6 protein-coding genes are annotated in these 26,546 nt (G+C 72.5%); all 6 read right to left on the bottom strand.

Features of this window, described 5'->3' with window-relative positions; genetic code table 11:
* Window positions 1–5: 5 nt before the first annotated feature.
* A complete protein-coding gene (locus OH735_RS23325) occupies window positions 6–7,082 on the bottom strand; it encodes an amino acid adenylation domain-containing protein (protein ID WP_406383459.1) in 7,077 nt (2,358 codons plus the stop codon).
* Window positions 7,079–15,013 (bottom strand): amino acid adenylation domain-containing protein, encoded by a 7,935-nt coding sequence (locus OH735_RS23320; RefSeq protein WP_406383458.1) that lies wholly within the window; start codon window positions 15,011–15,013, stop codon window positions 7,079–7,081. Before OH735_RS23320 ends, OH735_RS23325 begins: the two co-directional genes overlap by 4 nt.
* Window positions 15,013–21,411, bottom strand: a complete 6,399-nt coding sequence (locus OH735_RS23315) for an amino acid adenylation domain-containing protein (protein ID WP_406383457.1) — start codon at window positions 21,409–21,411, stop codon at window positions 15,013–15,015. Before OH735_RS23315 ends, OH735_RS23320 begins: the two co-directional genes overlap by 1 nt.
* A 1-nt stretch (window position 21,412) precedes the next feature.
* A complete protein-coding gene (locus OH735_RS23310; RefSeq protein WP_406383456.1) occupies window positions 21,413–25,393 on the bottom strand; it encodes an amino acid adenylation domain-containing protein in 3,981 nt (1,326 codons plus the stop codon).
* Between the two features lie 255 nt (window positions 25,394–25,648).
* Window positions 25,649–25,861: an MbtH family protein gene (locus OH735_RS23305; RefSeq protein ID WP_406383455.1), complete on the bottom strand. Its 213-nt coding sequence runs from the start codon at window positions 25,859–25,861 to the stop codon at window positions 25,649–25,651.
* A 44-nt stretch (window positions 25,862–25,905) separates the two neighbouring features.
* Complete coding sequence (locus OH735_RS23300) at window positions 25,906–26,262, bottom strand: DsbA family protein (protein WP_406383454.1); 357 nt, start codon at window positions 26,260–26,262, stop codon at window positions 25,906–25,908.
* Window positions 26,263–26,546: the final 284 nt, after the last annotated feature.

Raw genomic sequence — 26,546 nt, 5'->3', positions numbered from 1 at the left:
GCTCCTCACTCGCCGCGGAGCCGGTCCGCGACCACACGGCCGATCTGGGAGATCGACTCAGGAAGGGTCATCTCGTCGTGGCTGCAGGCGACTTCATGGATCTCAAGCCGCCCCGTCACATGGGCCTGCCAGGACTGCGCGCGCGGTGCGTCGGCGTCGCGGCCTTCCGTGGCGAGGAAATACAGCACGTCGCCCCGGAACTCGCCGAGCCGCAGAGCGTCGCCGACGGCCTGGTTGTTCGCGGCGACCCTTTCGATCGCCGCCACATGCCGGGCCTCCAGACCGGCCAGGGCGTTCTCGCCACCGCTCAGCAGCTTCGCCACGGCAGCGTGGTCCAGCTCGGTGCCGTCGTCGGGCGCCCGGCCGGTGAGCGAGGCGAGTTCACGCAGGAACTCGTCGCCCTGGAACTCGGCCCGCCTGCGTCCGGTCGGGTAGGCGTCCATCATGGCCAGCAGCGCGACCTCCTCGCCCTGGGCCTGCAGCCTGGTGGCCAACAGATGCGCCACCAGACCGCCGAAGGACCAGCCGAGCAGGTGGTACGGGCCCTCCGGCTGGACCTCGCGGATCCGTGCCAGGTAGTCCTCGGCCATCTCCTGCGGGGTTGCCGGCAGTTCGCCCCGCCCGGTGAGTCCGCGGGCCTGGAGCGCGTAGAGCGGGCGGTCGCGTTCCAGGGCAGGGACGAGACCGGAGTACACCCAGCCGATGCCGAGCCCGGGGTGCACGCAGAACAGCGGCGGCAGGTCGCCGCCGGTGCGCAGCGGCAGCAGTACGTCCAGGGCGTCGTCGAGGGTGTCGGAGCCGAGCCGGGGTTCGAGCCGGGCGACCGTCGGGGCCTCGAAGAGGGTGCGGATCGTGAGGTCCGCGCCGAGGGTCTCGCGGATCCGGCCGGCCAGACGCAGGATCAGCAGGGAGTGTCCGCCCAGTTCGAAGAAGTCGTCGTCGATGCCGACCAGTTCCGCCCCGAGCACCTCGGCGAACAGCCGGCACAGCAGCTCCTCGCGTTCGGTGCGGGGCGCCCGGTACTCCTCGACGGAGCTGAAGCCGGGCTTCGGCAGCGCGGGCACGTCCAACTTGCTGTTGTGGGTCAGCGGCAGCTCCTCCAGCTCGACGAACGCGGCCGGGACCATGTACTCCGGCACCGACTCGGCGACCAGCGTGTGCAGTTCCTCCGCCTCGGGCACAAACTCGCCGGCGAGGTAGGCGACCAGGCGCTGGTCGCCGGGGGTGTCCTCGCGCAGCACCACGGCGGCCCGCCGTACGCCCGGGTGCCGGGCGAGCACGGCCTCCACCTCGCCGGTCTCGATACGGAAACCGCGCAGCTTGACCTGTCCGTCGGCGCGGCCCGCGTACACGAGCTGCCCGTCACGGTTCCAGTACGCCAGGTCCCCGGTGCGGTACATCCGCGTCCCGGCCGGCCCGAACGGGTCGGCGACGAAGCGCTCCCCGGTGAGGGCAGCCCTGTCGAGGTAGCCGCGCGCAAGGCTCCGGCCCGCGATGTACAGCTCGCCCCGCACGCCCGACGGCACCGGGCGCAGCCACGCGTCGAGCACGTACGCCCGGGTGCCCGCGAAGGGGCGTCCGATCGGCACGGCCCCGGCGGGCGGCTCCGCGCCCGGCTCGATGCGGTATTGGGTGCAGTTGACGGTGGCCTCGGTCGGCCCGTACACGTTGACCACGGCGGTGCCGGGGTGGCGAGTACGAAATCCGGCAAGCGCCTGCGACCCCAACGCCTCGCCGCCGAGGAGGAGTTCACCGGAGGGCACGTGCGCCTCGGGGAGGGTGGCGAGCAGCGGCAGGTGGCTCGGGGTGGCCTTGAGGAAGGTGATGTCGGTGGCGGGGTCCGGCGCGTCGTCGACGGCTGCGAGCCGTACGTGGCCGCCGGTGACCAGCGGCGTGTACAGGGCGGTCACGGTCAGGTCGAAGGTGACCGGGGAGTGCAGCAGCGCGGCCCCGGCGGCGCTCGGGTAGGAGGCCGACGCCCAGCTCAGGTAGTCGGTGACGGAGCGGTGTTCGACGACCACACCCTTGGGGCGGCCGGTTGATCCCGAGGTGTAGATGAGGTAGGCGGGGTGCGCCTCCTCCAGCGGGGCGAGCCGGTCCGCGTCGGTGAGGTCGGCGAGTGTGTCGAGGTCGTCGAGGGAGTCGATCTCGTCGAGCAGCAGCCTCGGGGTGCTGTCGGCCGGCAGCCCGGAGGCGGTGCCCGATTCGGTGACGACGAGCACGGGGCCGGCGTCGGACAGCACGAACCGGGTGCGCTCCACCGGGTGGTCCGGGTCGAGTGGCACGTAGGCGGCACCGGACTTCAGCACCGCGAGCAGCGCGACCACCAGATCGGCCGAGCGGGGCAGGCAGATCGCCACCGTCTTCTCGGGCCCGGCGCCGCGGGCGATCAGCCTGCGGGCGAGCCGGTTCGCCCGGGAGTTCAACCCCTCGTAGGTCAGGCTCTCTGCGGCGGTGCTGACGGCCGTACGCTGCGGGGTGCGCCCCACCTGGGCCTCGAACAGCTCGGACAGAGTGCCCGTCGGGGCGCCGGCGTCGCCGCCGTCGCCGTGGGCGAGCAGTTCGCGGCGCTCATCGGCGGTGAGCACGTCGAGGGTGCCCACCGGGGCGTCGGGGCGGTCGGTGGCGGCGGTGAGCAGGGTGGCCAGGCGTCCGGCGAGCCGCTCGGCGGTGCCCGGGTCGAACAGCTCCGTGTTGTACTGCAGCACTCCGTCGATGCCGTCCGGGGTGCCCGCGGCGTCGAAGCGCTCCCCGAGGTGCACGGCCAGGTCGAACTTGGCGACCGTGGAGTCGGCGGGGTACGGGCTGGTGGTGGTGCCATCGAGCTGGAAGTCGGCCTCGGCGTTGTTGTGCACCGAGACGAGCACCTGGAAGAGCGGGTGCCGGGCCAGCGACCGGGCCGGGTTGAGCACCTCCACCAGGCGCTCGAATGGCAGGTCCTGGTGCGCGTACGCGGCGAGGTCGGTCTCCCGTACGCGGGCGACCAGCTCCCGGAAGGTGGGGGTGCCGGAGGTGTCGGTGCGCAGCACCAGGGTGTTGACGAAGAAGCCGACAAGGTCGTCGAGGGCGTCGTCGGTGCGTCCGGCGACCGGGGTGCCGACGGGGATGTCGGTTCCGGCGCCCTCCGCGGTGAGGACGGCGGCGAAGCCCGCTTGGAGCACCATGAACATGCTGGCCCGGGTGTCGTGGGCGAGCCGGGCGAGCCGGGCGTGCAGCCGGGCGTCGAGGGTGAAGCGGACGCCGTCGCCCCGGTTGCCGAGCACGGCCGGACGGGGCCGGTCCAGCGGCAGCTCCAGCTGGTCGGGCAGTCCGGCCAGGGTGCGCTTCCAGTAGGCGATCTGTTGGGCGGCGACGCTGCGCTCGTCCTCCTCGTCGCCCAGGAGGTCGCGCTGCCAGAGCGCGAAGTCCGCGTACTGCACGGGCAGCAGCTCGAAGCGCGGTGCCGATCCCTCCTTGCGTGCCGCGTAGGCGGCGGCGAAGTCGCCGGCCAGCGGTGCCATGGACCAGCCGTCGGTGGCGATGTGGTGCATCACCAGGAGCAGCACGTGCTCCTCGGGCCCGGTGCTGAACAGCGTGGCGCGCAGCGGGAGTTCGCCGGTCAGGTCGAAGCCGCGGGCGGCCTCGGCGGTGAGCCGCTGCTCAAGGGCGTCCTCGGTGACCTCGGCGAAGGTGAACACGCTGCGCCGGCGCTCCAGCGGCAGCACTTCCTGGCGGGGCTCGCCGTCGGTGGCGGGGAACACGGTGCGCAGCGACTCGTGCCGTTCCGACAGGTCGGCGAGCGCGGTGTTGAGGGCCGCCTTGTCGACGGTGCCGTGCAGGCGTATCGCGAGCGGGATGTTGTAGGTCGCGCTCGCGCCCTCCATGCGGTTGAGGAACCACAGCCGCCGCTGGGCGAAGGACAGCGGCACGGTCTCGGGCCGCTCGGCGGCCCGCAGCGGCGGGCGGGCGCCGCCCGCCGCGACGATCCGCTGGGCCAGCTCGGCCGGGGTGGGCGCCTCGAACAGGGCGCGGATGGCGAGTTCCACGCCGAAGTCGGAGCGCACCCGGCTGACCAGGCGGGTGGCGAGCAGCGAGTGCCCGCCGAGCGAGAAGAAGCTGTCCTCCACGCCGACCGCGTCCAGGCCGAGGACGTTGGCGAAGAGCGCGCAGAGCGCCTCCTCCTCCTGGGTCTCGGGAGCCCGGCCGCCACTGGACCCGGCGAGTTCCGGTACCGGCAGGGCCTTGCGGTCGACCTTGCCGTTGGGGGTGAGCGGAAACTCGTCGAGGACGGCGATGGCGGACGGCACCATGAACTCGGGCAGCACGGCGCCGATGTGTGCGCGCAACGCCTCAGGTTCGGGCCGCTGCGTACCAGCGGCGAGCACATAGCCGACGATGCGCTTGTCGCCCGGCTCGTCCTCTCGGACGACGACCACGGCGTGGCCGACGGTCTCGTGCCCGCCGAGCACCGACTCGATCTCGCCCAGCTCGACACGGAAACCGCGGACCTTGACCTGGTTGTCGGCACGGCCGACGAACTCCAGCTGGCCGTCGGGCCGCCACCGGCCGAGGTCGCCGGAGCAGTAGAGGCGGGAGCCGGGCGGGCCGAACGGGTCGGCGACGAACCGCTGGGCGGTGAGCGCGGGCCGTTCGTGGTATCCGCGGGCGAGACCGGGACCGGAGAGGTACATCTCGCCGACGGAGCCGGCGGGCACCGGACGCAGCCAGCGGTCCAGGAGGTACACCCGCGAGTTGACGAAGGGGTGCCCGATGGGCGGGGTGCCACCGACGGCGAGCGGACCGCTCATGGTGGCGCCGACGGTGGTCTCGGTGGGGCCGTAGCCGTTGAGCAGGCGCCGGCCGGGCGCCCAGCGGGCGACCAGTTCCGGGGTGCAGGCGTCACCGGTGGAGACCAGGGTGGCCCCGGCGAGGATGTCCTCTTCGTCCGGGAACGAGGCGAGCGCCACCGGCGGCAGCGTGGCGTGGGTGATCCGGTGGCGGCGGACCAGGGCGGCGAGCGGGTCGCCGGGCAGCAGCTCGTCGGCGGGGGCCAGGACCAGGGCGGCACCGGACAGCAGGCCCATGGAGATGTCCCAGAAGCCCGCGTCGAAGCTCACCGAGGCGAACTGCAGGACCCGGCTGCCGGGTCCTGGCTGGACGGCCGCGGCCTGGGTGGCGACCAGGCTGGCCAGACCGTGGTGCGGGACCACGACGCCCTTCGGGCGGCCGGTGGAACCCGAGGTGTAGATGAGGTACATCGGGTGCGCGGTGGTGAGCGGCGCGCGGCGTTCGGCGTCCGTGACCGCCGAGCCGTCGTACGTCCCCAGTTCCTCGGCGGTGCCGGGGGCGTCCAGGACCAGCCGGGTCACCTCCGGTGCCAGGCCGTCGAGGAGCCCGGCGGTCTGGGTGGTGGTGATCAGCAGTCCCGGCCCGGCGTCCTCCACCATGAAGGAGAGGCGGTCCACCGGGTATTCGGGGTCGAGCGGCAGATAGGCCGCCCCGGCCTTGATGACCGCCCACAGCGCGACGATGAGATCGATGGAGCGGGGCACCGAGACGGCGACGAACTGCTCGGGAGCGACGCCGAGTTCGATCAGCCTGCGGGCAAGCCGGTTGGCCTGCTCGTCCAGTTCGCGGTACGAGACGACGGCGTCGCCGAAGAGCAGCGCCGGCGCGTCGGGCGCCTCGGCCACCTTGGCCTCGAACAGCTCGGGCAGGGTCGCCGGGGTGACGCCGCTGTCACCGGCTCCGTCGTTGTAGTCGCGCAGCAGCCGGTCCCCCTCGGCCGGGGAGAGCAGGTTGAGGCGGCCGACGGTCTGCCCGGGGTCGGCGGCGACGGCGGTGAGCATCCGCACCAGCCGGTCGAGCACGGCACGGGCGGCCGCCTCGTCGAAGAGGTCGGGGGCGTAGCACAGCCGCAGGTGCAGGTCCTCGTCCATGAGCCCGGCGGCCAGGTTGAGCGGGTAGTGCGCGCCGTCCCGGCCATCCACCCCGCTGAACCGCACGCCGCCCACCACGAGTTCCTCCGTGGTCGGGTCGACCGGGTAGTTCTGGTAGACGAGCGTGGTGTCGAACAGCTCCTGGTGCCCGGAGACCTGCTGTACGTCGCTGAGCCGGACGTGCTGGTGGGCGAGGAGTTCGCTCTGCTCGCCCTGGAGCCGGGTCAGCGCCTGCACGAGCGACTCCTCGGGCCGGAACCTGATCCGCACCGGCAGGGTGTTGATGAACAGGCCCACCATGGTGTCGACGCCGGGGATCTCCGGCGGCCGTCCGGAGACGATGGCGCCGAAGACGACGTCGTCGCGGCCGGTGAGCGCCGTGAGCAGCAGCCCCCATGCGCCCTGGACGACCGTGTTGACGGTCAGCGAGTGGCCGCGGGCGAAGCGGAGCAGGCCCTCGGTGATCTCCGCGGGCACCTCGTGCCGCAGCCAGCCCGGCCGCACCAGTTCCCGGCCCCGGTGCACGGGGGCGACCAGGGTCGGCTCGTCGATGTCCTCCAGGGCGCCGGTCCAGGCCTCGCGCGCCGTGTCCGGGTCCTGAGCGGCGAGCCACGTGAGGTAGTCGCGGTACGGGGTGACGGGGCGGAGCACCGACGCGTCGCCCTCGCTGCCGTAGAGGTCGAACAGCTCGCGGACGAGGACCGGCACCGACCAGCCGTCCATCAGGATGTGGTGCTTGGTCAGCATCAGCCGGAAGCGGCCCGGGCCGAGCCGGAAGACGGTGAAGCGCAGCAGCGGCGGCTGGGCCAGGTCGAAGCCGAGGGCCCGGTCCTCGTCGGCGCGCCGGGCGAGTTCGGTCGTGCGCCGGTCCTCGTCGAGGCCGCTCAGGTCGACCTGCGCCCAGGGCACCTTGACCTTGCTGTGCACCAGCTGGAGCGGCCCGGCCGAGCGGTCGTGCCGGAAACCGACGCGCAGGTTCGCATGCCGCTGGAGCAGGATCCGCGCGGCACGGCGCAGGGCCCTGACGTCCAGCGGGCCTTCCAGGTCCAGGAGGAGCTGGTGGACGTAGAGGTCCGGTCCGTCCTCATCGTAGAGGGCCTGGAAGAGCATGCCCTCCTGAAGTGGCGAGAGGGGGAGGATGTCCTCCACCGCAGGCTTGCTCACTTGGCCATCTCCCATTCGTCCGAAAAGTCGTCCTCGTCGTCCCAGTCGTCCGCGTCGAGGGGCTCGACGCTCGCGGTGACGGCGTCGAGTTCGTTCTGGCTGAGGCGGACCAGCGAGAGGTCCGAGGGGGTAAGTCCGCCGATGTCCGAGTGCCCCGCATGGGCTGCGAGAGCCCGCACGGCACGCGAGAAGCAGGCGCTGAGATCGCGTACATCCTGTTCGAGCAGCAGGGTCTGCGGCCAGGTCCAGACGAGCAGCAGCCGCGGCCCGTCCGGATGGTCCTCGGTCATCGCGTTGACGGCGAGGGCGTGGGTCAGCGGAGTCTGCGGGTCGGGCCGGCCGCCGGAGAGGTCGGCGCCGCCGACCATCTCCGCGTCCGCCACCGGCGTCCAGGGCGCGGCCTCGCCGGTGCCCGCCGGGGCGGACCTGCCGAGGTAGTTGAAGCTGATCTGCGGACCGATCAGGTCGCTGAGCACGGCCCGGGTGCCGTGGTTGAGGTAGCGCAGCATGCCGAAGCCGATGCCGCTGTCGGGCAGGGCCCGCAGCTGCTCCTTGATCCGCTTGAGGGCCTCACCGACCTCCGGGCCGCCCTCCTCCAGGCCGGCCAGGCCACGTGTGCCCGGGTCCAGGCGCACCGGATGAATGCTGGTGAACCAGCCCACGGTGCGGGACAGCTCGACCCCCTCGACCAGCTCCTCACGGCCGTGTCCCTCCAGATCGACGAGTACCTCGGTCGCGGCCTCCTCGTCCCGGCCGGCCCGCCAGTCGGCGACGGCCAGGGCGAGCGCGGTGAGCAGTACGTCGTTGACACCCGCGTGGTAGGCAGCGGGCAGGGAGGTCAGCAGCGGGCCCACGTGCTCGGCCGGCTCGGTGGTGGTCAGGTAGCGCATCGTCTCGAAGACGTCCTGCCCCGGGTCCAGCGGACGCTCGCCCAGCAGCTCGTCCGGATACTCCAGCATCTCTTCCCACAGCGGGAGTTCCGCCTCGCGCTGCGGGGTGTGGGCCAGCTCGACCAGGTGCTCTGCCCAGCGCCGCATCGAGGTTCCGACCGGCTGGAGGTCCGGCTGCTTGCCGTTGGCGAGGGACTCGCAGGCTGCGGCGAGGTCGGGGACCAGGATCTGCCAGGAGACGTTGTCGACGACCAGGTGGTGGGCGACAAGCAGCAACCGTCCCGGCTTGCCGGCTCCGGCGTCGAACCACACCGCCTGGAGCATCGTGCCCTCGTCCGGGTTGATCCGGGCCCAGGCCGCCTCGCTCTGACGGGAGGTGAGTGCCCGCAGTGCGGCGGGGTCGCAGCCCGCCGCGTCGACCCGCAGTACCCACTCGGCGGCCTTGACGGTGCCGCGTGCGGGGACGTCGAGGCGCCACTGGCCGGTCTCCCGGATCAGGCGCATGCGCAGGGCGTCGTGGTGGTCGAGCACCGCCTGCAGTGCTTCGGCGAGCAGCTCCTCGGTGAGGTCGGCCGGCGCCTGCAGCAGCGTCGACTGGTTGAACTTGGCGATGGGGCCGCCGCGTTGGCGCAGCCAGTGCACGGTCGGCATGAGCTGGATCTCCCCGATACCGAGGTCGGGCCCCTCGCTGACGACCTGGTCCAGGCTGCCGGCGACGGCGGCGAGCGCGGCGACGGTGCGGCGCTCGAAGACCTGCCTCGGGGTGATGACCAGGCCCGCCTGCCGGGCGCGGCTGACCAGCTGGATGGACATGATGCTGTCGCCGCCGAGGTCGAAGAAGCTGTCGTCGAAACCGACCGAGTCCAGGTTCAGCAGCTCCCGGAACAGGCCGCGCAGCGTCTCCTCGCGGGCGTCGGACGCCTCCCGCCCGTCGCCGCCCGTGGACAGGTCCGGTGCGGGCAGCGCCTTGCGGTCCAGCTTCCCGTTCGGGGTCAGCGGGAATGCGTCGAGTGCTACGACGGCCGCCGGAACCATGTAGTCCGGCAGTTCCTCCGCCACCCGCGCCCGCAGCTCGGCGGGGTCGACCGCGAGGGTTCCGGCCGCAGTCGTCCGAGCGTCGGTTCCCTCACCGGCAGGGGCACTCGGCACCACGTAGGCGACGAGGCGGCGTACGCCCGGCTGGTCCTCACGGACCATCACGGCCGCCTGGCCCACGCCCTCGTGGGCGGCAAGGACCGACTCGATCTCCCCCGGCTCGATCCTGAAGCCCCGGATCTTGACCTGGTCATCGGCCCGGCCCACGTAGTCCAGTTGCCCGTCGCGACGCCACCGCGCCAGGTCGCCGGTGCGGTACATCCGCTCGCCCGCCGCGCCGAACGGGCAGGCCACGAACCGCTCGGCCGTCAGCGCGGCACGGCCCAGGTACCCGCGAGCCAGAGCGGCGCCGGCCACGTACAGCTCGCCGGTCACGCCCGACGGTACCGGGCGCAGCCGCGCGTCCAGCACGAACAGCCGGCCGCCGAGCACCGGACGGCCGATCGGCACCGCCCCGCCCGCGACCAGGGCACCGCTCATCGACGCACAGACCGTGGCCTCCGTGGGCCCGTAGGCGTTGATCAGGCGGCGACCCGCCGACCAGCGGGAGACGACCTCGGCGGACAGCGCCTCACCGGCCGAGACCAGCGTCCCGTCCGGCAGCACGTCGTCGGCAGCCTCCATCGCCGCGAGCACCACCGGCGGCAGGGTCGCATGCGTGACCCCGGCCGACACCAGCGTCCGGGCCAGCAGATCGCCGGGCTGCGTACCCTCCGCGCCCGCGACCACCACGGCCGCCCCGGACAGCAGGCCCATGCACAGTTCCCAGAACGCCGCGTCGAAGCTCGGCGAGGCGAACTGGAGCACGCGGCTGCCCGGCCCCACACCAAGGCGTTCGGTCTGGGTGTGCAGCAGGCTGGCCACGCCCGCGTGCGAGACCACGACGCCCTTCGGGCGCCCCGTGGAACCCGAGGTGTAGATCACGTACGCGGAGTTCGCCGCCGTCGTCGCCGCCTCGGGGGACTGCTCGGCGAAGCGCGCAAGGTCGAGTTCGTCGAGCAGGACGGTTTCGGCGTCCTCGGGCAACCGCTCGCCCGCCGCCCCGGTGGTGGTGAGCACCAGGGCGGGTCGGGCGTCCCCGAGCATGTAGGCGATGCGGTCCTGCGGATACTCCGGGTCCACCGGCAGGTAGGCGCCGCCGGCCTTCCACACCGCGAGCACCGCCACCACCAGGTCCGTCGAGGAGCGCGGAAGCATCAGCGCCACCAGGGACTCCGGACCTACTCCGAGCGCGCCCAGGAAATGCGCCAACTGGTTGGACCGCACGTCCAGTTCGGCTGCCGAGAGGGTCTCGTCACCGCACACGAGCGCAGGCGCCTGCGGATCCGCGGCCACCCGGCGCGCGAACAGTTCGGCGGCGGTCAGCGGCGCGGGTTCCCGCGCGGCATCGCCCTGGTCGGTCAGTACCTGCCGCCGCTCCTGCGCGGTCAGGATGTCGAGTTCGCCGACGGGCGCCCCGGGGTCGGCGGCCGCGGCGGCGAGCAGCCGCAGCAGGCGTTCGACCAGCAGCTCGACCGTGGCGAGGTCGAACAGGTCGCTGCTGTACTCGACCAGGCCGTCGAGGCCGCCGGAGTCCCGCTCGGTGAACTCCAGGCCGAGGTCGAACTTGGCCGCGCCGGTGCCGACCGGGATCGACTCGGCGTACAGACCGGGCAGTTCGGGGGCGACACCGCCGGTGTTCTGGAGGACGAGCATCACCTGGAACAACGGATGCCGCGCCTGCGAACGGTCCGGCGCGAGCGCGTCCACCACCCGCTCGAACGGCACGTCCTGCTGCGCGTACGCCGCCAGGTCCCACTCCCGCACCCGGCCCAGGAGTTCACGGAAACTCGGATCCCCCGACACGTCCGTACGCAACACCAGCGTGTTCACGAAGAACCCGACCAGATCGTCCAGCGCCTCGTCCTGACGCCCGGCGATCGCACCACCCAGCGGAATGTCCTCACCCGCACCCATCCGCGACAGCAGCGCCGCAAGCCCCGCCTGGAGCACCATGAACAACGTGGCACCGGAATCCTTGGCCAACGCCCCAAGGCGCACGCCGAGGCCGACCGGTATCTCGAAGGCGTGGCTACCACCGCGGTGACTGGCGACGGCCGGACGCGGACGGTCGGTCGGCAGCTCCAGCACCTCCGGCGCACCCGCCAGCACACCCCGCCAGAACTCCAGCTGACGCGAGAGCAGACCCTCCGGATCCCCCTCCTCACCCAGCAAATCCCGCTGCCACAACGCATAATCCACGTACTGCACCGGCAACGCCGGCCACCCCGGCACCGCACCCCGCACCCGCGCCTCGTACGCCGCCGCCAGATCCCGCCCCAACGGCACCAACGACCACCCGTCCGCAGCGATGTGATGCACCGTCAACAGCAACACGTGCTCCTCGGCCCCCACCACGAACAACGCCGCACGCACCGGCAACCCACCCGCCAGATCAAACCCCCGACCCGCGTACTCACACAGCAACTCCTCCACACCGCCATCCGCGACCTCCACGACCTCCACCTCAGGCCGGGCCGCATCCGCCTCCAGCACCTCCTGCCACGGCACACCCCCCTCCTCCGGGAACACCGTCCGCAGACTCTCGTGCCGCGCCACCACATCACCCAGCGCCACCGCAAGCGCCTCCCGGTCCACCGCACCCCGCAACCGCAGGGCGAACGGGATGTTGTACGTGGCGCTCGCGCCCTCCAGGCGGTCCAGGAACCACAGCCGCTGCTGCGCGAAGGACAGCGGCACCCGGCCCGGACGGTCGGCGGGCCGCAGCGCCGTGCGCGCCTCGTCCGCCTCGCCGAGCCGCTCGGCGAGCTGCGCCACCGTGGACGCCTCGAAGAGGGTGCGGATGGCGAGCTCCGCGCCCAAGGCCGTACGGATCCGGCTGACCAGGCGGGTGGCGAGCAGCGAGTGCCCGCCGAGGCGGAAGAAGTCGTCGTCGGCGGTGACCCGGTCGACGCCGAGCACCTGGGCGAACAGGCCGCACAGGATCTCCTCACGGGCATCGCGTGGTGCCCGCCCACCGGAGGCGTCCGCGACGTCGGGAGCGGGTAGCGCCCCCCGGTCCAGCTTCCCGTTGGGGGTCAGCGGGAAGCGGTCGAGGGTGACGAAGGCGGCCGGGACCATGTAGTGCGGCAGGTTCTCAGCGGCGTGCGCACGCACCTTCGGCAGTTCGCCCGCCTGCCCGGCCGAGGGAACCACGTAGGCGACGATCCGCTTGTCGCCCGGCTGGTCCTCGCGGACGGTCACGGCGACCTCTGCGAGGGCCGGGTGGCCGGCGAGCACGGACTCGATCTCGCCCAACTCGATCCGGAAACCGCGGACCTTGACCTGGTCGTCGGCCCGGCCCACGAACTCCAGTGTGCCGTCCACCGTCCAGCGGGCCAGGTCGCCGGTGCGGTACATCCGGGCCCCAAAGGCGCCGAACGGGTCGGCGACGAAGCGCTCGGCCGTGAGTGCGGCCCGGTCCAGGTAGCCGCGGGCCAGGCCGCATCCTGCGACGTACATCTCCCCGGCGACACCGGGTGCGGCGGGCCGCAGTCCGGTGTCGAGCACGTAGATCCGCAGGTCCGGGATGGCGCCGCCGATCATGCTCCCGGGTCCGGCCGCGGCGTCCGGCGCATCCAGTTCAAGGTGGCTGACGTGCACCGTGGTCTCGGTGATGCCGTACATGTTGACCAGGACGGGGGCACGGTCGTCATGGCGGGCGTACCAGTCGGCCAGGCGCCACAGGTCGAGCGCCTCGCCGCCGAACACCACGTGCGTCAGACTCAACCTGTCGCCGAGTTCGGGATCTTCACGGTCGGCGCGCATCAACTGGTAGAAGGCCGAAGGGGTCTGGTTGAGTATCGTGACCCGCTCCTCGACGAGCAGCCGCAGGAAGTCCTCCGGGGAGCGGCTGACCTCGTGCGGCACGACGACGAGCCGGCCGCCGTGCAGCAGCGCGCCCCACAGCTCCCAGACCGAGAAGTCGAAGGCGTACGAGTGGAAGAGGGTCCAGACGTCGTTCGGGCCGAAGTGGAACCAGTGCCGGGTGGCGCCGAAGAGCCGGATGACGTTCTGGTGCGGGACCACCACGCCCTTGGGGCGGCCGGTGGAACCCGAGGTGTAGATGACGTACGCGCTCTGGTGCGGATGCACGCGCACGCCCGGGTCGGTGTCCGGCTCGGCGGCGAGCGCGGCCATCGTGTCCGGCTCGTCGAGCAGCAGCCGCTCGGTGTCGCCGAGACCGTCGGGCACTCCCGCGTCGGAGCGCGACACCAGCAGGGCCGGGCGGGAGTCCGCCAGCATGTAGGCGAGCCGGTCCGCGGGATAGGCCGGGTCCAGTGGCACGTAGGCGGCACCGGACTTGAGCACCGCGAGGACGGCGACCACCAGGTCCACGGAGCGGGGCAGCGCGAGCGCCACGAACCGCTCGGGTCCCGCGCCATGCCGCACCAGCAGCCGGGCCAGCCGGTTGGCGCGCGCGTCGAGTTCCGCGTACGTCAGCTGCTCATCCCCGCAGGTGACAGCGACGGCCCTGGCGTTGCGGGCGGCCTGCACGGCGAAGAGGGTGGAGAGGGAGTTCTGGGCGACGGGCGCGGGCCGTTCGCCGCGCTCGTTCCACTCCGTGACGATCCGGTGCAGTTCCTCGTCGTCGAGGATGTCGTAGCGGCCGGTGGGCCGGGTCGGGTCCGCGGCGAAGGCCTCGAAGATCCGCGTCAGGTACTCGCCGACGCGGCGCACCGCCTCGGTCTCGAAGAGGTCGGGGCGGTAGTCGAGGCGCATCCGCAGGCGGCCGTCGGCCACGTCGGCGATGACCCCGAGCGCGTAGTGGGTGGCGTCGGTGGCACGCAGTCCGGTGAGCTTGGTATCGCCGCCGGCGGGCTGGAGTTCGGCGGTGTCGAGGGGGTAGTTCTCGAAGACCGCGATGGTGTCGAAGAGGGTGCCGTGCCCGGCGACGCGCTGCACCTCGGTCAGCCCCAGATGCTGATGGGCCATCAGGTCCACCTGCCGGGATTGGAGCCGCTTCAGGGCCTCGGCGAGCGGCTCGGCGGGGGGCAGTTCGATGCGTACCGGCAGCGTGTTGATGAACAGACCGACCATGGTCTCGATGCCGGGGATCTCCGGGGGGCGGCCGGACACGGTCGCGCCGAAGACGACGTCGTCGCGGCCGGTGAGCTTGCCGAGGAGCAGCGCCCAGGCGCCCTGCAGCAGGGTGTTCAGAGTGAGCCCGTGCTCCCGCGCCTGGGCGCGCAGGCGTTCGGTGAGCTTCGCCGGGAGTTCCACGGTGTGGTGCCGCGGCGGCACCGTGACCGGCGGGGCGTCGGCGGGCGCGAGCAGACTCGGCCCGTCGAGTCCGGCGAGCGCCTCGCTCCAGGCCGCCTCGGCGGCGTCCTTGTCCTGTGCGTTCAGCCAGGCGAGGTACTGGCGGTACGGGGTGACCGTCGGCAGCGCGCTCTCGTCACCGTGGTTCGCGTACAGCTCGAACAGCTCGCGAACGAGGACCGGCATGGACCAGCCGTCCATCAGGATGTGGTGCTTGGTCAGGACCAGGCTGTGCCGCCGCTCGCCGAGCCGGAACAGGGCGCAGCGCAGCAGGGGCGGCCGAGTGAGGTCGAAGCGCTCGGCCCGGTCGGCGGCGACCAGCCGGTCGAGTTCGGCGCTCTGCCGGTCCGGGTCCGTCTCCGCCGACAGGTCCGTCTCCGTCCAGGGCAGCTCCACCGTCTGCGGAACGACCTGCACGGTGCGGCTGAGCCCCTCGTGGCGGAACCCGGCGCGCAGGTTGGGGTGGCGGCGCAGCAGCGCCTCGGCCGCGGCACGCAGGGCAGCCGCGTCGAGCTCCCCCTCCAGGTCGAAGACCAGCTGCACGGTGTAGACATCGGCGGAGTGCTCGTCGTACAGCGCGTGAAAGAGCAGCCCCTCCTGCAGCGGTGTGAGCGGCAGTACGTCGGCGAGTCCCGGCTTCGTCATTACGAGGTTCTCCAGTCGGCTTCCAGCAGGTCGATCTCGGCCTGGGACAGTGAGACGAGGGTCAGGTCCGAGGGGGTGCGCCCGCCGGCTTCGGGCACACAGGCGTGGTCGGCGAGTACGGCCAGGGCGCGGAACCAGGTGTCGGCCAGGTCCGCGACCTCGGCCGCGGTGAGCAGGTCCTTGGCCCACGACCAGGTCGCCACCAGCCGGGGGCCTTCGGGGCCGTCCTCGGTGAGCGCGTTGAGCTCCACTTCGTGGGTGAGTGGCATCCCCGGGTCGCTGCCACCGCCCAACGCGTCGGCCTCGGGGGCCGCGGTCCACGGTTCCCCGGCGCCGTCGGCGGCGGGGAACCTGCCCAGGTAGTTGAAACCGAGCTGCGGCGGGGAGCTGTGTGGCAGCAGCGTGGCGGGCGTGAGGTACCTGAGCATTCCGTAGCCGATGCCTGCGTCGGGCACCGCGCGCAACTGCTCCTTGATCCGCTTGAGCACCTCGCCGACGGCTGCCCCGCCGTTCCAGAACCCGGCGCGGTGTGCGCCGCCCGGGTCGAGGCGCACCGGATGGAGGCTGGTGAACCAGCCGACGGTACGGGACAGATCGGCGCCCGGTACGACGTCCTCCCGTCCGTGCCCCTCCAGGTCGAGCAGCACCGCCGGGTCACCGGCCCGGCCGCGCCGTTCCCGCCAGTCGGCGACGGCCACGGCGAAGGCGGTGAGCAGGACGTCGTTGATCTGGGTGTGGAAGGCGGCGGGCACCTGCGTCAGCAGAGCCGAGGTGTGCTCGGTGGACAGGCTCCGCTCCAGGGTGTTCTCGGTGGCGAAGGTGTCCCGCGTGAGATCCAGGCGCCGGCTCCCGAGTATCGGATCACCGCCGGCCAACTGGTTTTGCCACAGGCCCAGTTCGCCGGAGCGACCGGGCGCCGCCTCGCTCAGTGCCTCGGACCAGGCGCGCAGTGCGGTGGGCACCGCGGGCAGCGCCGGCGCCTCGCCCTTGGCAAGGGCGTCGCAGGCAGCGGCGAGGTCCGGCACCAGGATGCGCCAGGAGACGCCGTCGACGACCAGGTGGTGGACGAGCAGCAGCAGTCGTCCGCTCCGGTCGGATCCGGCGTCGAACCAGATCGCCCGCAGCATCACCCCGGCGTCCGGGTCGAGCAGTCCGGCGTCCGACTCCGCGTTCGCGACGATGGCCGCGCGCAGCACCTTGTCCGAGGCCCCGGGCGGCAGCACGGTCCTGCGGATCAGCCCGGCCGCTGACACGGTGCCCACCTCGGGTACCTCCAGTGCCCAGTCGTCCTCGCGGACGAGGCGGGCACGCAGGGCGTCGTGCCGGTCGAGCAGTGCCTGCACCGCGCCGGTCAGCTGGTCCTGGGTGAGACCGGCCGGGGTGTGCAGCAGCGCGGACTGGTGGAAGCGGCCGACGGGGCCGCCGCGTTCGCGTAGCCAGTGCACGATCGGCGTGGCGGGCACCCGGCCGATGCCGCTGCGCGAGGTGAGCGCCGAGGCGGGTGCTTCCCCGGCCCCCGCCGCCACCCGCGCGAGTCCCGCCGGGGACTTGTGCTCGAAGACCTGTTGGGCGGTGACGGCGAGGCCCGCCTGCCGGGCGCGGCTGACCAGTTGGATGGACATGATGCTGTCGCCGCCGAGGTCGAAGAAGCTGTCCTCGGCGCCGACCGTGCTCAGACCGAGCAGCTCGCCGAAGAGTCCGCAGAGGATCTCCTCGCGCACCCCGTTCGCCGCCCGTCCGCTGGTGGCGGCGGACAGGTCGGGGGCGGGCAACGCCCGGCGGTCCAGCTTTCCGTTGGGGGTCTGCGGGAACGCGGCGAGCACCACGACCGCGGCCGGGACCATGTAGTCGGGCAGCGACTCGCCCACGTGGCCGCGCAGCCGGGACGGGTCCGCCTCGGCCCCGGGGCTCGGGACGACATAGGCCACGAGCTGCTTCACGCCCGGCTGGTCCTCCCGCACCAGGGCCGCGACCTGACCGACCGTCTCGTGCCGTGCCAGTACGGCCTCGACCTCACCCGGTTCGATACGGAAACCGCGGATCTTGACCTGGTCGTCGGCCCGGCCCGCGTACTCCAGTTGCCCATCACGGCGCCACCGCGCCAGGTCGCCGGTGCGGTACATCCGCTCGCCCGCCGCGCCGAACGGGCACGCCACGAACCGCTCGGCGGTCAGCCCCGGGCGCCCGAGGTAACCACGCGCGAGTCCCGCTCCCGCCAGGTACAGCTCACCGAGCACTCCGGGCGGCGTCGGCCGCAGCCCGGCATCGAGGACGTACAGCCGGGTGTTGCCGACGGGCCGGCCGATCGGCGGCGCGGTGCCGGCGGTCACCGTGCCGCTCATGGAGGCGCAGACGGTGGACTCGGTGGGACCATAGGCGTTGATCAGGTCCCGGCCCACCGACCAGCGGTCGGCGACCTCACCGGCGAGTGCCTCACCGGCGGAGACCAGCGTCCCGCCCGGCAGCACGCCGTCCGCGGCCTCCATCGCGGCCAGCACCACCGGTGGCAGCGTCGCGTGCGTGACGCCGTACGTCTTCAGGGTGCCGGCCAGCGGCTCGCCCGGCTGGAGGTCGGCGGCCCCGGCCACCACCACGGCCGCCCCGGACAGCAGGCCCATGCACAGTTCCCAGAACGCCGCGTCGAAGCTCGGCGAGGCGAACTGGAGCACGCGGCTGCCCGGCCCCACACCAAGGCGTTCGGTCTGGGTGTGCAGCAGGCTGGCCACGCCCGCGTGCGAGACCACGACGCCCTTCGGGCGCCCCGTGGAACCCGAGGTGTAGATGACGTAGGCGGGGTGTGCGGCCCGCACCGCGACCGCGGGCGCCCCGACCGGCGGGCCGTCCGTGCCGGGGTCGTCGAGGCCGTAGGTGCCGGGGTCGTCGAGCAGGAGGGCCTCGGTGCCGCCCTCGGGCAGCTGCCGCACCGTCTCGCTGGTGGCCAGCACGAGCGCCGGGTGGGCGTCGTCGAGCATGTACGCGATCCGGTCCGCCGGGTACGCCGGGTCCACCGGCAGGTAGGCGGCGCCCGCCTTCCACACCGCCACCGCGGCGACCACCAGGTCCACGGTGGACCTGGGCAGGGCGAGCGCGACCAGCGACTCCGGACCCACCCCCAACAGCGCCAGGCGGCGGGCCAACCGGCCGGCCCGTGCGTCGAGTTCGGCCGCCGACAGCACCCCGTCGGCCGAGACCACCGCGTCCGCACCCGGATCGGCGGCCACCCGGCGGGCGAACAGCTCCGGCACCGTCAACGGCTCCAGCGCCACGACCGAGTCGTTCCAGCCGGTCAGGACGTTGTGGCGCTCCCGGTCCGCGAGGATGTCGTGCGCACCGACCGGGGCGTCGGGGTCGGCCGCCACCGCCTCCAGGAGCCGGGCCAGGCGGGCGGCGAGGCCCGCGGCGGTATCGGCGTCGAAGAGGTCCGTGGCGTATTCGAGCAGGCCCGCAACCCTTCCGTCGGGGTGCTCGGTCATCTCGAAGGCGAGGTCGAACTTGGCCGCACGGGTGTCGACACGGCTCATCTCGGCGTGCGTTCCGGGGATCCGGAGCTCGGCCGCAGCGTTGTTCTGGAGGACGAGCATCACCTGGAACAACGGATGCCGCGCCTGCGAACGGTCCGGCGCGAGCGCGTCCACCACCCGCTCGAACGGCACGTCCTGCTGCGCGTACGCCGCCAGGTCCCACTCCCGCACCCGGCCCAGGAGTTCACGGAAACTCGGATCCCCCGACACGTCCGTACGCAACACCAGCGTGTTCACGAAGAACCCGACCAGATCGTCCAGCGCCTCGTCCTGACGCCCGGCGATCGCACCACCCAGCGGAATGTCCTCACCCGCACCCATCCGCGACAGCAGCGCCGCAAGCCCCGCCTGGAGCACCATGAACAACGTGGCACCGGAATCCTTGGCCAACGCCCCAAGACGCACGCCGAGGCCGACCGGTATCTCGAAGGCGTGGCTACCACCGCGGTGACTGGCGACGGCCGGACGCGGACGGTCGGTCGGCAGCTCCAGCACCTCCGGCGCACCCGCCAGCACACCCCGCCAGAACTCCAGCTGACGCGAGAGCAGACCCTCCGGATCCCCCTCCTCACCCAGCAAATCCCGCTGCCACAACGCATAATCCACGTACTGCACCGGCAACGCCGGCCACCCCGGCACCGCACCCCGCACCCGCGCCTCGTACGCCGCCGCCAGATCCCGCCCCAACGGCACCAACGACCACCCGTCCGCAGCGATGTGATGCACCGTCAACAGCAACACGTGCTCCTCGGCCCCCACCACGAACAACGCCGCACGCACCGGCAACCCACCCGCCAGATCAAACCCCCGACCCGCGTACTCACACAGCAACTCCTCCACACCGCCATCCGCGACCTCCACGACCTCCACCTCAGGCCGGGCCGCATCCGCCTCCAGCACCTCCTGCCACGGCACACCCCCCTCCTCCGGGAACACCGTCCGCAGACTCTCGTGCCGCGCCACCACATCACCCAGCGCCACCGCAAGCGCCTCCCGGTCCACCGCACCCCGCAACCGCAGGGCGTAGGGCAGGTGGTACGCGGCACCGCCATTGCCCAGGCGGTCCAGGAACCAGAGGCGGCGCTGCGCGGAGGACAGCGGCACCCGCCGCGGACGGACCGCGGGCAGCACGGCCGGGCGGGCCGTGCCGGCCTCGCCGAGCCGCTCCGACAGGGCCGCGACCGTGGGCGCCTCGAAGACCGTACGCACCTGGAGTTCGACCCCGAGGGCGGCCCGGATCCGGCTGACCAGGCGGGTGGCGAGCAGCGAGTGCCCGCCGAGGCGGAAGAAGTCGTCGTCGATGCCCACCGAGGGCACCGCGAGCACATCGGCGAAGAGGCCCGCGAGCTGCTCCTCCTGCGCAGTGCGGGGCGCCCGGCCCGACGCGGTGGCGGCGAAGTCGGGCGCGGGCAGCGCCCGCCGGTCCAGCTTCCCGTTGGGGGTCAGCGGGAAGCGGTCGAGGGTGACGAAGGCGGCCGGGACCATGTAGTGCGGCAGGGAACGTGCGGCCAGGTCGCGCAGTTCGTCGGCGGCAGGGCACTCGACGCCCGGCGCCGGAACCAGGTATGCCACGAGGAGAGGGGAGCCCGGGCGGTCCTCGCGGGCGACCACGGCGGTCTGGGCGAGGGCCGGGTGCTGGGCGAGCACGGACTCGATCTCGCCCAACTCGATCCGGAAACCGCGGATCTTGACCTGGTGGTCGACCCGGCCCAGGTAGTCCAGATCGCCGTCGGGACGCCAGCGGGCCAGGTCACCGGTGCGGTACATCCGCTCCCCCGGCGCGCCGAACGGGTTGGCGACGAAGCGCTCCGCCGTGAGGTCGGGCCGGTTCCAGTAGCCGCGGGACAGTCCCTCGCCGGCGATGTACAGCTCGCCTTCCCCGCTCGGGCTCAGCCGCTCATCGAGGATGTACATGCGGGTGTTCCAGGTCGGGCCGCCGATGCTGGGCAGCACCGACCCGTCCGGGACGGTCACGGCGGTGCACCAGACGGTGGTCTCGGTGGGCCCGTACAGGTTCGTGACCCGGCTGCCGAGGGCACCCATCGTGTCCGCGAGGGACGGCGCCAGGGCCTCACCGCCGACGAGCATCCGCAGCCCGCGCAGGGCCTCGGGCTGCTCGGCCGTCAGGGCCTGCCACAGGGAGGGGGTGGCCTGCACGACCGTGGCACCGCCTGCGGTGGCGAGCGCGGCGAGGCGGACGGGGTCGATGACGGTCTCCCGCGGGGCGAGCAGCAGCCCGGCCCCCGTCATCAGCGGCAGGTAGAACTCCAGCACGGCGATGTCGAAGGCGACGGTGGTGATCCCGAGTACCCGGTCCGCGCCCGTCATGGGGAAGCGGTCCGCCATGCAGGAGAGGAAGTTGAGCACGTTCCGGCGGGTGATCAGGACCCCCTTCGGACGGCCCGTGGAACCGGAGGTGTAGATCACGTACGCGGGGTGCTCGGGCCGCAGGGGGCAGAGGCGTTCCGCGTCCCGGAGGTTGCCGTCCGGCTGGTCGGCCATCTCCTTCTCGGCCGCGGCGAGCAGTTCTTGGTCGAGGTGCAGGATGGCGCGGACGTCCTCGCGGATGTAGCGGACCCGCTCTGCCGGATAGTCGGGGTCCAGCGGCACGTATCCGGCCCCGGACTTGAGTACGGCGAGCAGCGCGACCGGGAGGTCGATGGAGCGCGGCAGGCTGACCGCGACCACGCGCTCCGGCCCGGCGCCATGGGCGACCAACACCCGGGCGAGCCGGTTCGCGCGTGCGTTGAACTCGGCGTAGGTGAGCCACTCGCCGTCGAAGACAACCGCCGTGGCCCGCGGAGTGCGGGCGGCCTGGCCCTCGATCAGCTCCGTCAGGTCTGCGTCCGGCAGTGCGCGCGCAGTTTCGTTTATCATGTCAACCCACCTTGGAATGACGATCGGTTGAGCGGTGGTCCGGTGCTCCGCCGACGGCGGACGGGACCCGGGCCTCGATGCTGCGCAGCTCCGCCGCGAGGATCTGGCCGATCTCGGCCAGGGCCGCCGGCTTCATCAGGTCGTTGTGGCTGCGCTCCAGGTAGTGCGCTTTGATCTCACCCCCCACGTACGGGCGCCAGGTCTCCGGCGTCGGGGAGATGTCGACCTTGTCGAGCGAGGCCACCAGGACCGTCACGTCCCCCGGGAACCGGGAGGGCTCGACCTCGTGGACCAGCGTGCGCCCGTTGGCATACACCCGGCCGATGGCTTCGATGTGGTGCGGTTCGAGGCTGGCGAGGGAGCTGCCGAGCTTGCGCAGGATCCCGATGACCTTGTCGTACGTGAGCGGTTTGCGGCCCAGGTAGCGGGGGTCGTAGCCGACCCAGCGCAGCAGATCGGCGAGGATCTCCTGATCCCCCAGCTCCGCAAGGGTCTGCCCGGGGTAGGTGTCGAGGATGCCCAGCAGGCCGACCTCCTCACCGGCCGCCTGCAGTTCGCAGGCGATGACATGGGCCGCGATACCGCCGGAGGAGTAGCCCAGCAGGTGGTAGGGCCCCTGCGGCTGCACCTTGCGGATCTGCTCGATGTAGTCGGCGGCCATCTCCTTGAAGCTCGACGGCATGGCCTCCACGCCGTCCAGCCCCCGGGCCTGCAGGGCGTACACGGGGACGTCCTGGTCGAGGTGCTTGATGATCCCGGCGTAGGACCAGCCGAGGCCGCCGGCGGGGTGGATGCAGAACACGGCCGGGCGGCTGCCGTGCGGGCGCAGCGGCAGCACCACGTCGAGCGGGTTCTCCTCGCGGACCCCGCCCGCGATCCTTGCCTCAAGCTGGGCCGGTGTGGGTGCCTCGAAGATGCTGCGGATGGTGAGTTCGGCGCCCAGGGTGGCGCGGACCCTGTTGATCAGCCGGCTGACGAGCAGCGAATGGCCCCCCATGGCGAAGAAGTTGTCGTCCATGCCGGTCCGCGGCAGGCCGAGCACCTCGGCGAACAGCTCGCACAGGATCTCCTCGCGCGGGGTGCGCGGCACCCGCCCGGAGGAGGCGGCGCGTTCGGGTGCGGGCAGCGCCCTGTGGTCCAGCTTGCCGTTGGCGGTCACCGGCAGCCCGGGCAGGGGCACGAACGCCGACGGAACCATGTAGTCCGGGAGTTCGGCGGCCAGAGCGCCGCGGAGGGCGTCGATGTCGGGCGCGGAGCCGTCGGCCGAAACCAGGTAGGCGACGATCCGCTTGTCGCCCGCCTGGTCCTCACGGGCGAGTACGGCGGCGGCGCGCACCGCCCGGTGTCGGGCGAGTACGTTCTCGATCTCGCCGAGTTCGATGCGCAGCCCGCGGATCTTGACCTGGTCGTCGGTGCGGCCGAGGTAGACCAGCGCGCCGTCCTCTCCCCAGAGGGCGAGGTCACCAGTGCGGTACATCCGCTCCCCCGGCCCGCCGAACGGGTCGGCGACGAACCGCTCGGCGCTCAGCCCCGGGCGGCCGAGGTAGCCGCGGGCCAGCTGGACACCGGCGAGGTACAGCTCGCCGGGGACGCCCGGGGCGACCGGGCGCAGCGCGGAATCGAGCACATAGGTACGGGTGTTCCACACCGGCCGCCCGATCGGCACGGGACCGGTGGCGGGCGGGCACTCCCCGCAGGTCACGTCGACGGCGGCCTCCGTGGGCCCGTACAGGTTGAACAGGCCGGCCCCCGGCAGGGACAGGTGGAACCGGTCGCGCAGTTCCCCGGGCAGGGCCTCGCCGCTGCACAGGACTCGGCGCAGGCCCGTGCAGCGGACGGCGTCCGGCTCCTGGAGGAAGAACTGGAGCATGGACGGCACGAAGTGTGCCGTGGTGACACCCTGGGTACGGATTACCTCGGCCAGGTACGCGGGGTCCTTGTGGCCCTCGGGCCGGGCGACGACGAGGGTGGCGCCGGTGATCAGCGGCCAGAAGAACTCCCAGACCGACACGTCGAAGCCGGAGGGGGTCTTCTGCAGGACCCGGTCGTCGGCGCCGAGGCCGAAGCGGTCCTGCATCCACAGCAGCCGGTTGACGATGGCCCGGTGCGAGACGACGGCCCCCTTGGGGCGGCCGGTGGAACCCGAGGTGTAGATCACGTACGCGGGGTGGTCGCCGACGGGAGCGGGGCCGGCGACCGGCCCTTCGGGCTGGGCGGCGAGCAGCCCGGTGGTATGCGCGTCGTCCAGGACGAGCGAGGCCACCGGCAGGCCGTCCGGCAGCCGCGTCGCCGTCTCGGCGGTGGTGAGGAGCAGCAGCGGCCGGGCGTCGGTGAGCAGGAACCGGATGCGCTCGGCCGGATAGTCGGGGTCGACGGGCAGGTAGGCGGCGCCCGTCCTGAGCACCGCGAGGAGCCCGATCACCAGCTCCTGCGAGCGCGGCACGGCGAGGGCCACCAGGCTCTCCGGGCCGGCTCCGTGCGTGCGCAGCACATGGGCCAGCCGGTCGGCGCGGGCGTGCAGTTCGCGGTAGGTCAGGGAGCTGCCCTCGAAGCGGAGCGCCTCGGCCTGCGGGGTGCGCCGGGCCTGTTCGTCGAGGAGTGCCGTGAGGGTGGTGTCGGGCACCGGGTGCCCGGTGTCGTTGTGGGTCCGTACGACCAGGTCGCGTTCGGTGGCGGTGGCCAGTTCGAGACGCCCGACGGGGGTGTCGGCGCCGGCCGTGGCGAGCCGGTCCAGGAAGCCGACGAAACGGCGCTGGTGAGCGGCGATCTCGGCATTGGAGTACAGGGCCGGGTTGGCGTCGAAGTCGACCTGGAGGCCTCGGCCGTCGGAGCGCTCGTACACGATGACCGAGAGGTCGTCGGAGGGCCCGATGGAGAGGTTGTGTACAACCGCGGGGCAGTCACCGAAGCTCAGCTGGTAGTCGAACATCATGATGTTGATCTCGGGGCCGGTGAGCCGCCCGCCGCTGCCCAGCAGCCCGCGGTCCCGGGCCAGGTCCTCGTACCGGTAGTTCTGGTGCTTCACCACCGCGCGCAGTTCGGCGGAGACCTGGGACAGCAGCTCGGCCAGGGTGGCGCCCTGCCGGACGGGCACCCGCAGCGGCACCACGTTGGAAACCATGCCGGGGGTGGAGCGGGCGGCGCGGCCCAGGCGGCAGGAGACCGGGACACCGAGCACGACCTCGTCGGCGCCGGTGGAGCGCTGGAGGTAGAGGGCGGCGGCGGTCATCATCGCGGCCGGCCAGGTCACCCCGACCTCGCGGGCGAGGTCCCGCAGGCCCTCCAGGGCCTCGCCGGGAAGGAACTCGGTGCGGCGCACCAGTCCGTGCGCCGTGACCGGCGAGCGGTCGGACAGGCCCACCGGCTCCGGGCAGTCGGCGAGCCGCTGCTGCCAGAACTCCCGGTCGGTGGCGAAGCGTTCACCGGCGCGGTACGTGGTGTCGGCGGCCACCAGGTCGGCGACCGAGCCGAACCCGCTGGCCTCGGGCTCCCGCCCGGCGGCGAAGGCGCTGTACACGTCGGCGGCGCGGCGGGCCAGCATGGCGACGGCGAAGCCGTCCACCGTGACGTGGTGGTAGCGGTAGAACCACAGGTACCGGTCCTCGGCCACCCGCAGCAGCGCGAACCGGAACAACAGGTCCCGTCGCGGGTCGACGGGCTCCTTGAGCAGGCCGCGCATCCAGTGCTCCGCCGCCGCGTCCGGGTCGGCCTCGCCCCGCAGGTCCAGGTGCTCCAGTGTCCAGGAGGGTTCGGGGAGGGCGACCTGCCGCAGGCCCTCGTCGTCCTCGACGACACGCATCCGCAACACCTCGGTCTCCTGCACCAGTCGGCGCAGCGCCCGCTCGAACAGGGTGGTGTCCAGGGCTCCGCGGACCTCAAGGTATTCCGCGGCGTTGAAGACCGAGTTCTCCGGGTCGAGTTGCTGGGCGTACCAAATTCCGGCCTGGGCTGCGGTCAGCGGTATGCCATCTCCACCAAGCACGAGTCTCATCCACCCCTATCAGACAAAGCCAACAATCCCCGACCGGCGGACCCGGGAAGAATTTCCGGTCGACAGTTCCGGGGAGCCGACTGAACCTTCGCATCGCCCCAAATCCCTGACAATGCCCACTGCATCAACCTGCCAACCGGCCCCGGACACGGGGAACGGGCGTTGCAGATAGGTGCCAACGCCCGTTCCCGAGGCCGCCGCCGGACCGCCCGTTCCCGAGGCCGCCGCCGCAACCGATACATCCGTTCAGGCCCCCATCGCCTGGATCAGGCTGGCCAGGCGCATGTCGGTCCAGTTCTCGTTGATGTGGTCGAGGCACTCCTGCCGGCCCGCCTCGCCGTGCCGCACGGTCCAGCCCGCCAAAACCTCCGCGAACGCGGGCCACAGGGAGTGCTGCCCCTCCTCGTTGACGAGCACGTAGTAGCTCGCGCTGTCATCCTCGAACGGGTTGGTCGCCATTTCTTCTCACGCCTTTCTTGTCTTTACTCTCCGCGGTTACCAGGTCACTTCGCGATCTCGGGCCGAGCCGTTTCCACGAAATCCGAAAGCCGGTCGACACCCCAGTACTTCTCGAACCCGATGATGAAGAGGGGGACGCCGAACACACCGTCCCCGTATAGGGAGTTCAAGGCGGCCATGCCCTTCTCCCGGATTTCGGGATGCCGGTGTGCGCCCGCCAGGCTCTGCGGGTCGACGCCGATCTCCTCCCCTACCGAGGCCATGGTCGCGGGCTCGGAGATGTCCTCGCCCAGCTCCCACCGGCGCCGGTAGGTCGCGGCGATGAACTCGCGCCCGGCGCCGTGCTGTTCGGCGGCGAGGTAGGCGAGGTGCGAGACCTCCCAGCGCGGCGCGGGGTCCACCGGCCAGAGGTGCCCGCACCGGCTCGCGCAGCCCGGCGTCGAAACGGCCGACGGCGGCGGCGACCTGGAGCACCCCGAGGGCACCGGAGCCGGCGCCGAGGTGCGCGGGCAGCCGCCGGCGCAGACCCGTACCGTTCGGCTCGCCCGCTCCCCTGCGGTACGCACCGAGTTCGGCGCGCACGGTGGCGGAGCGCTCGGCAGCCGCGGCCTCGGACTCCAGGACGAGAGCGGCCCCGCCGTCCACGACCCTGCCCCCGCCGAGGAGGCGGCGCACCACCTCGGTG

The sequence above is a fragment of the Streptomyces sp. NBC_01618 genome (genome assembly GCF_045209435.1).
GTDB lineage: Bacteria > Actinomycetota > Actinomycetes > Streptomycetales > Streptomycetaceae > Streptomyces.
This window is presented reverse-complemented; position numbering and strand designations above follow the sequence as displayed.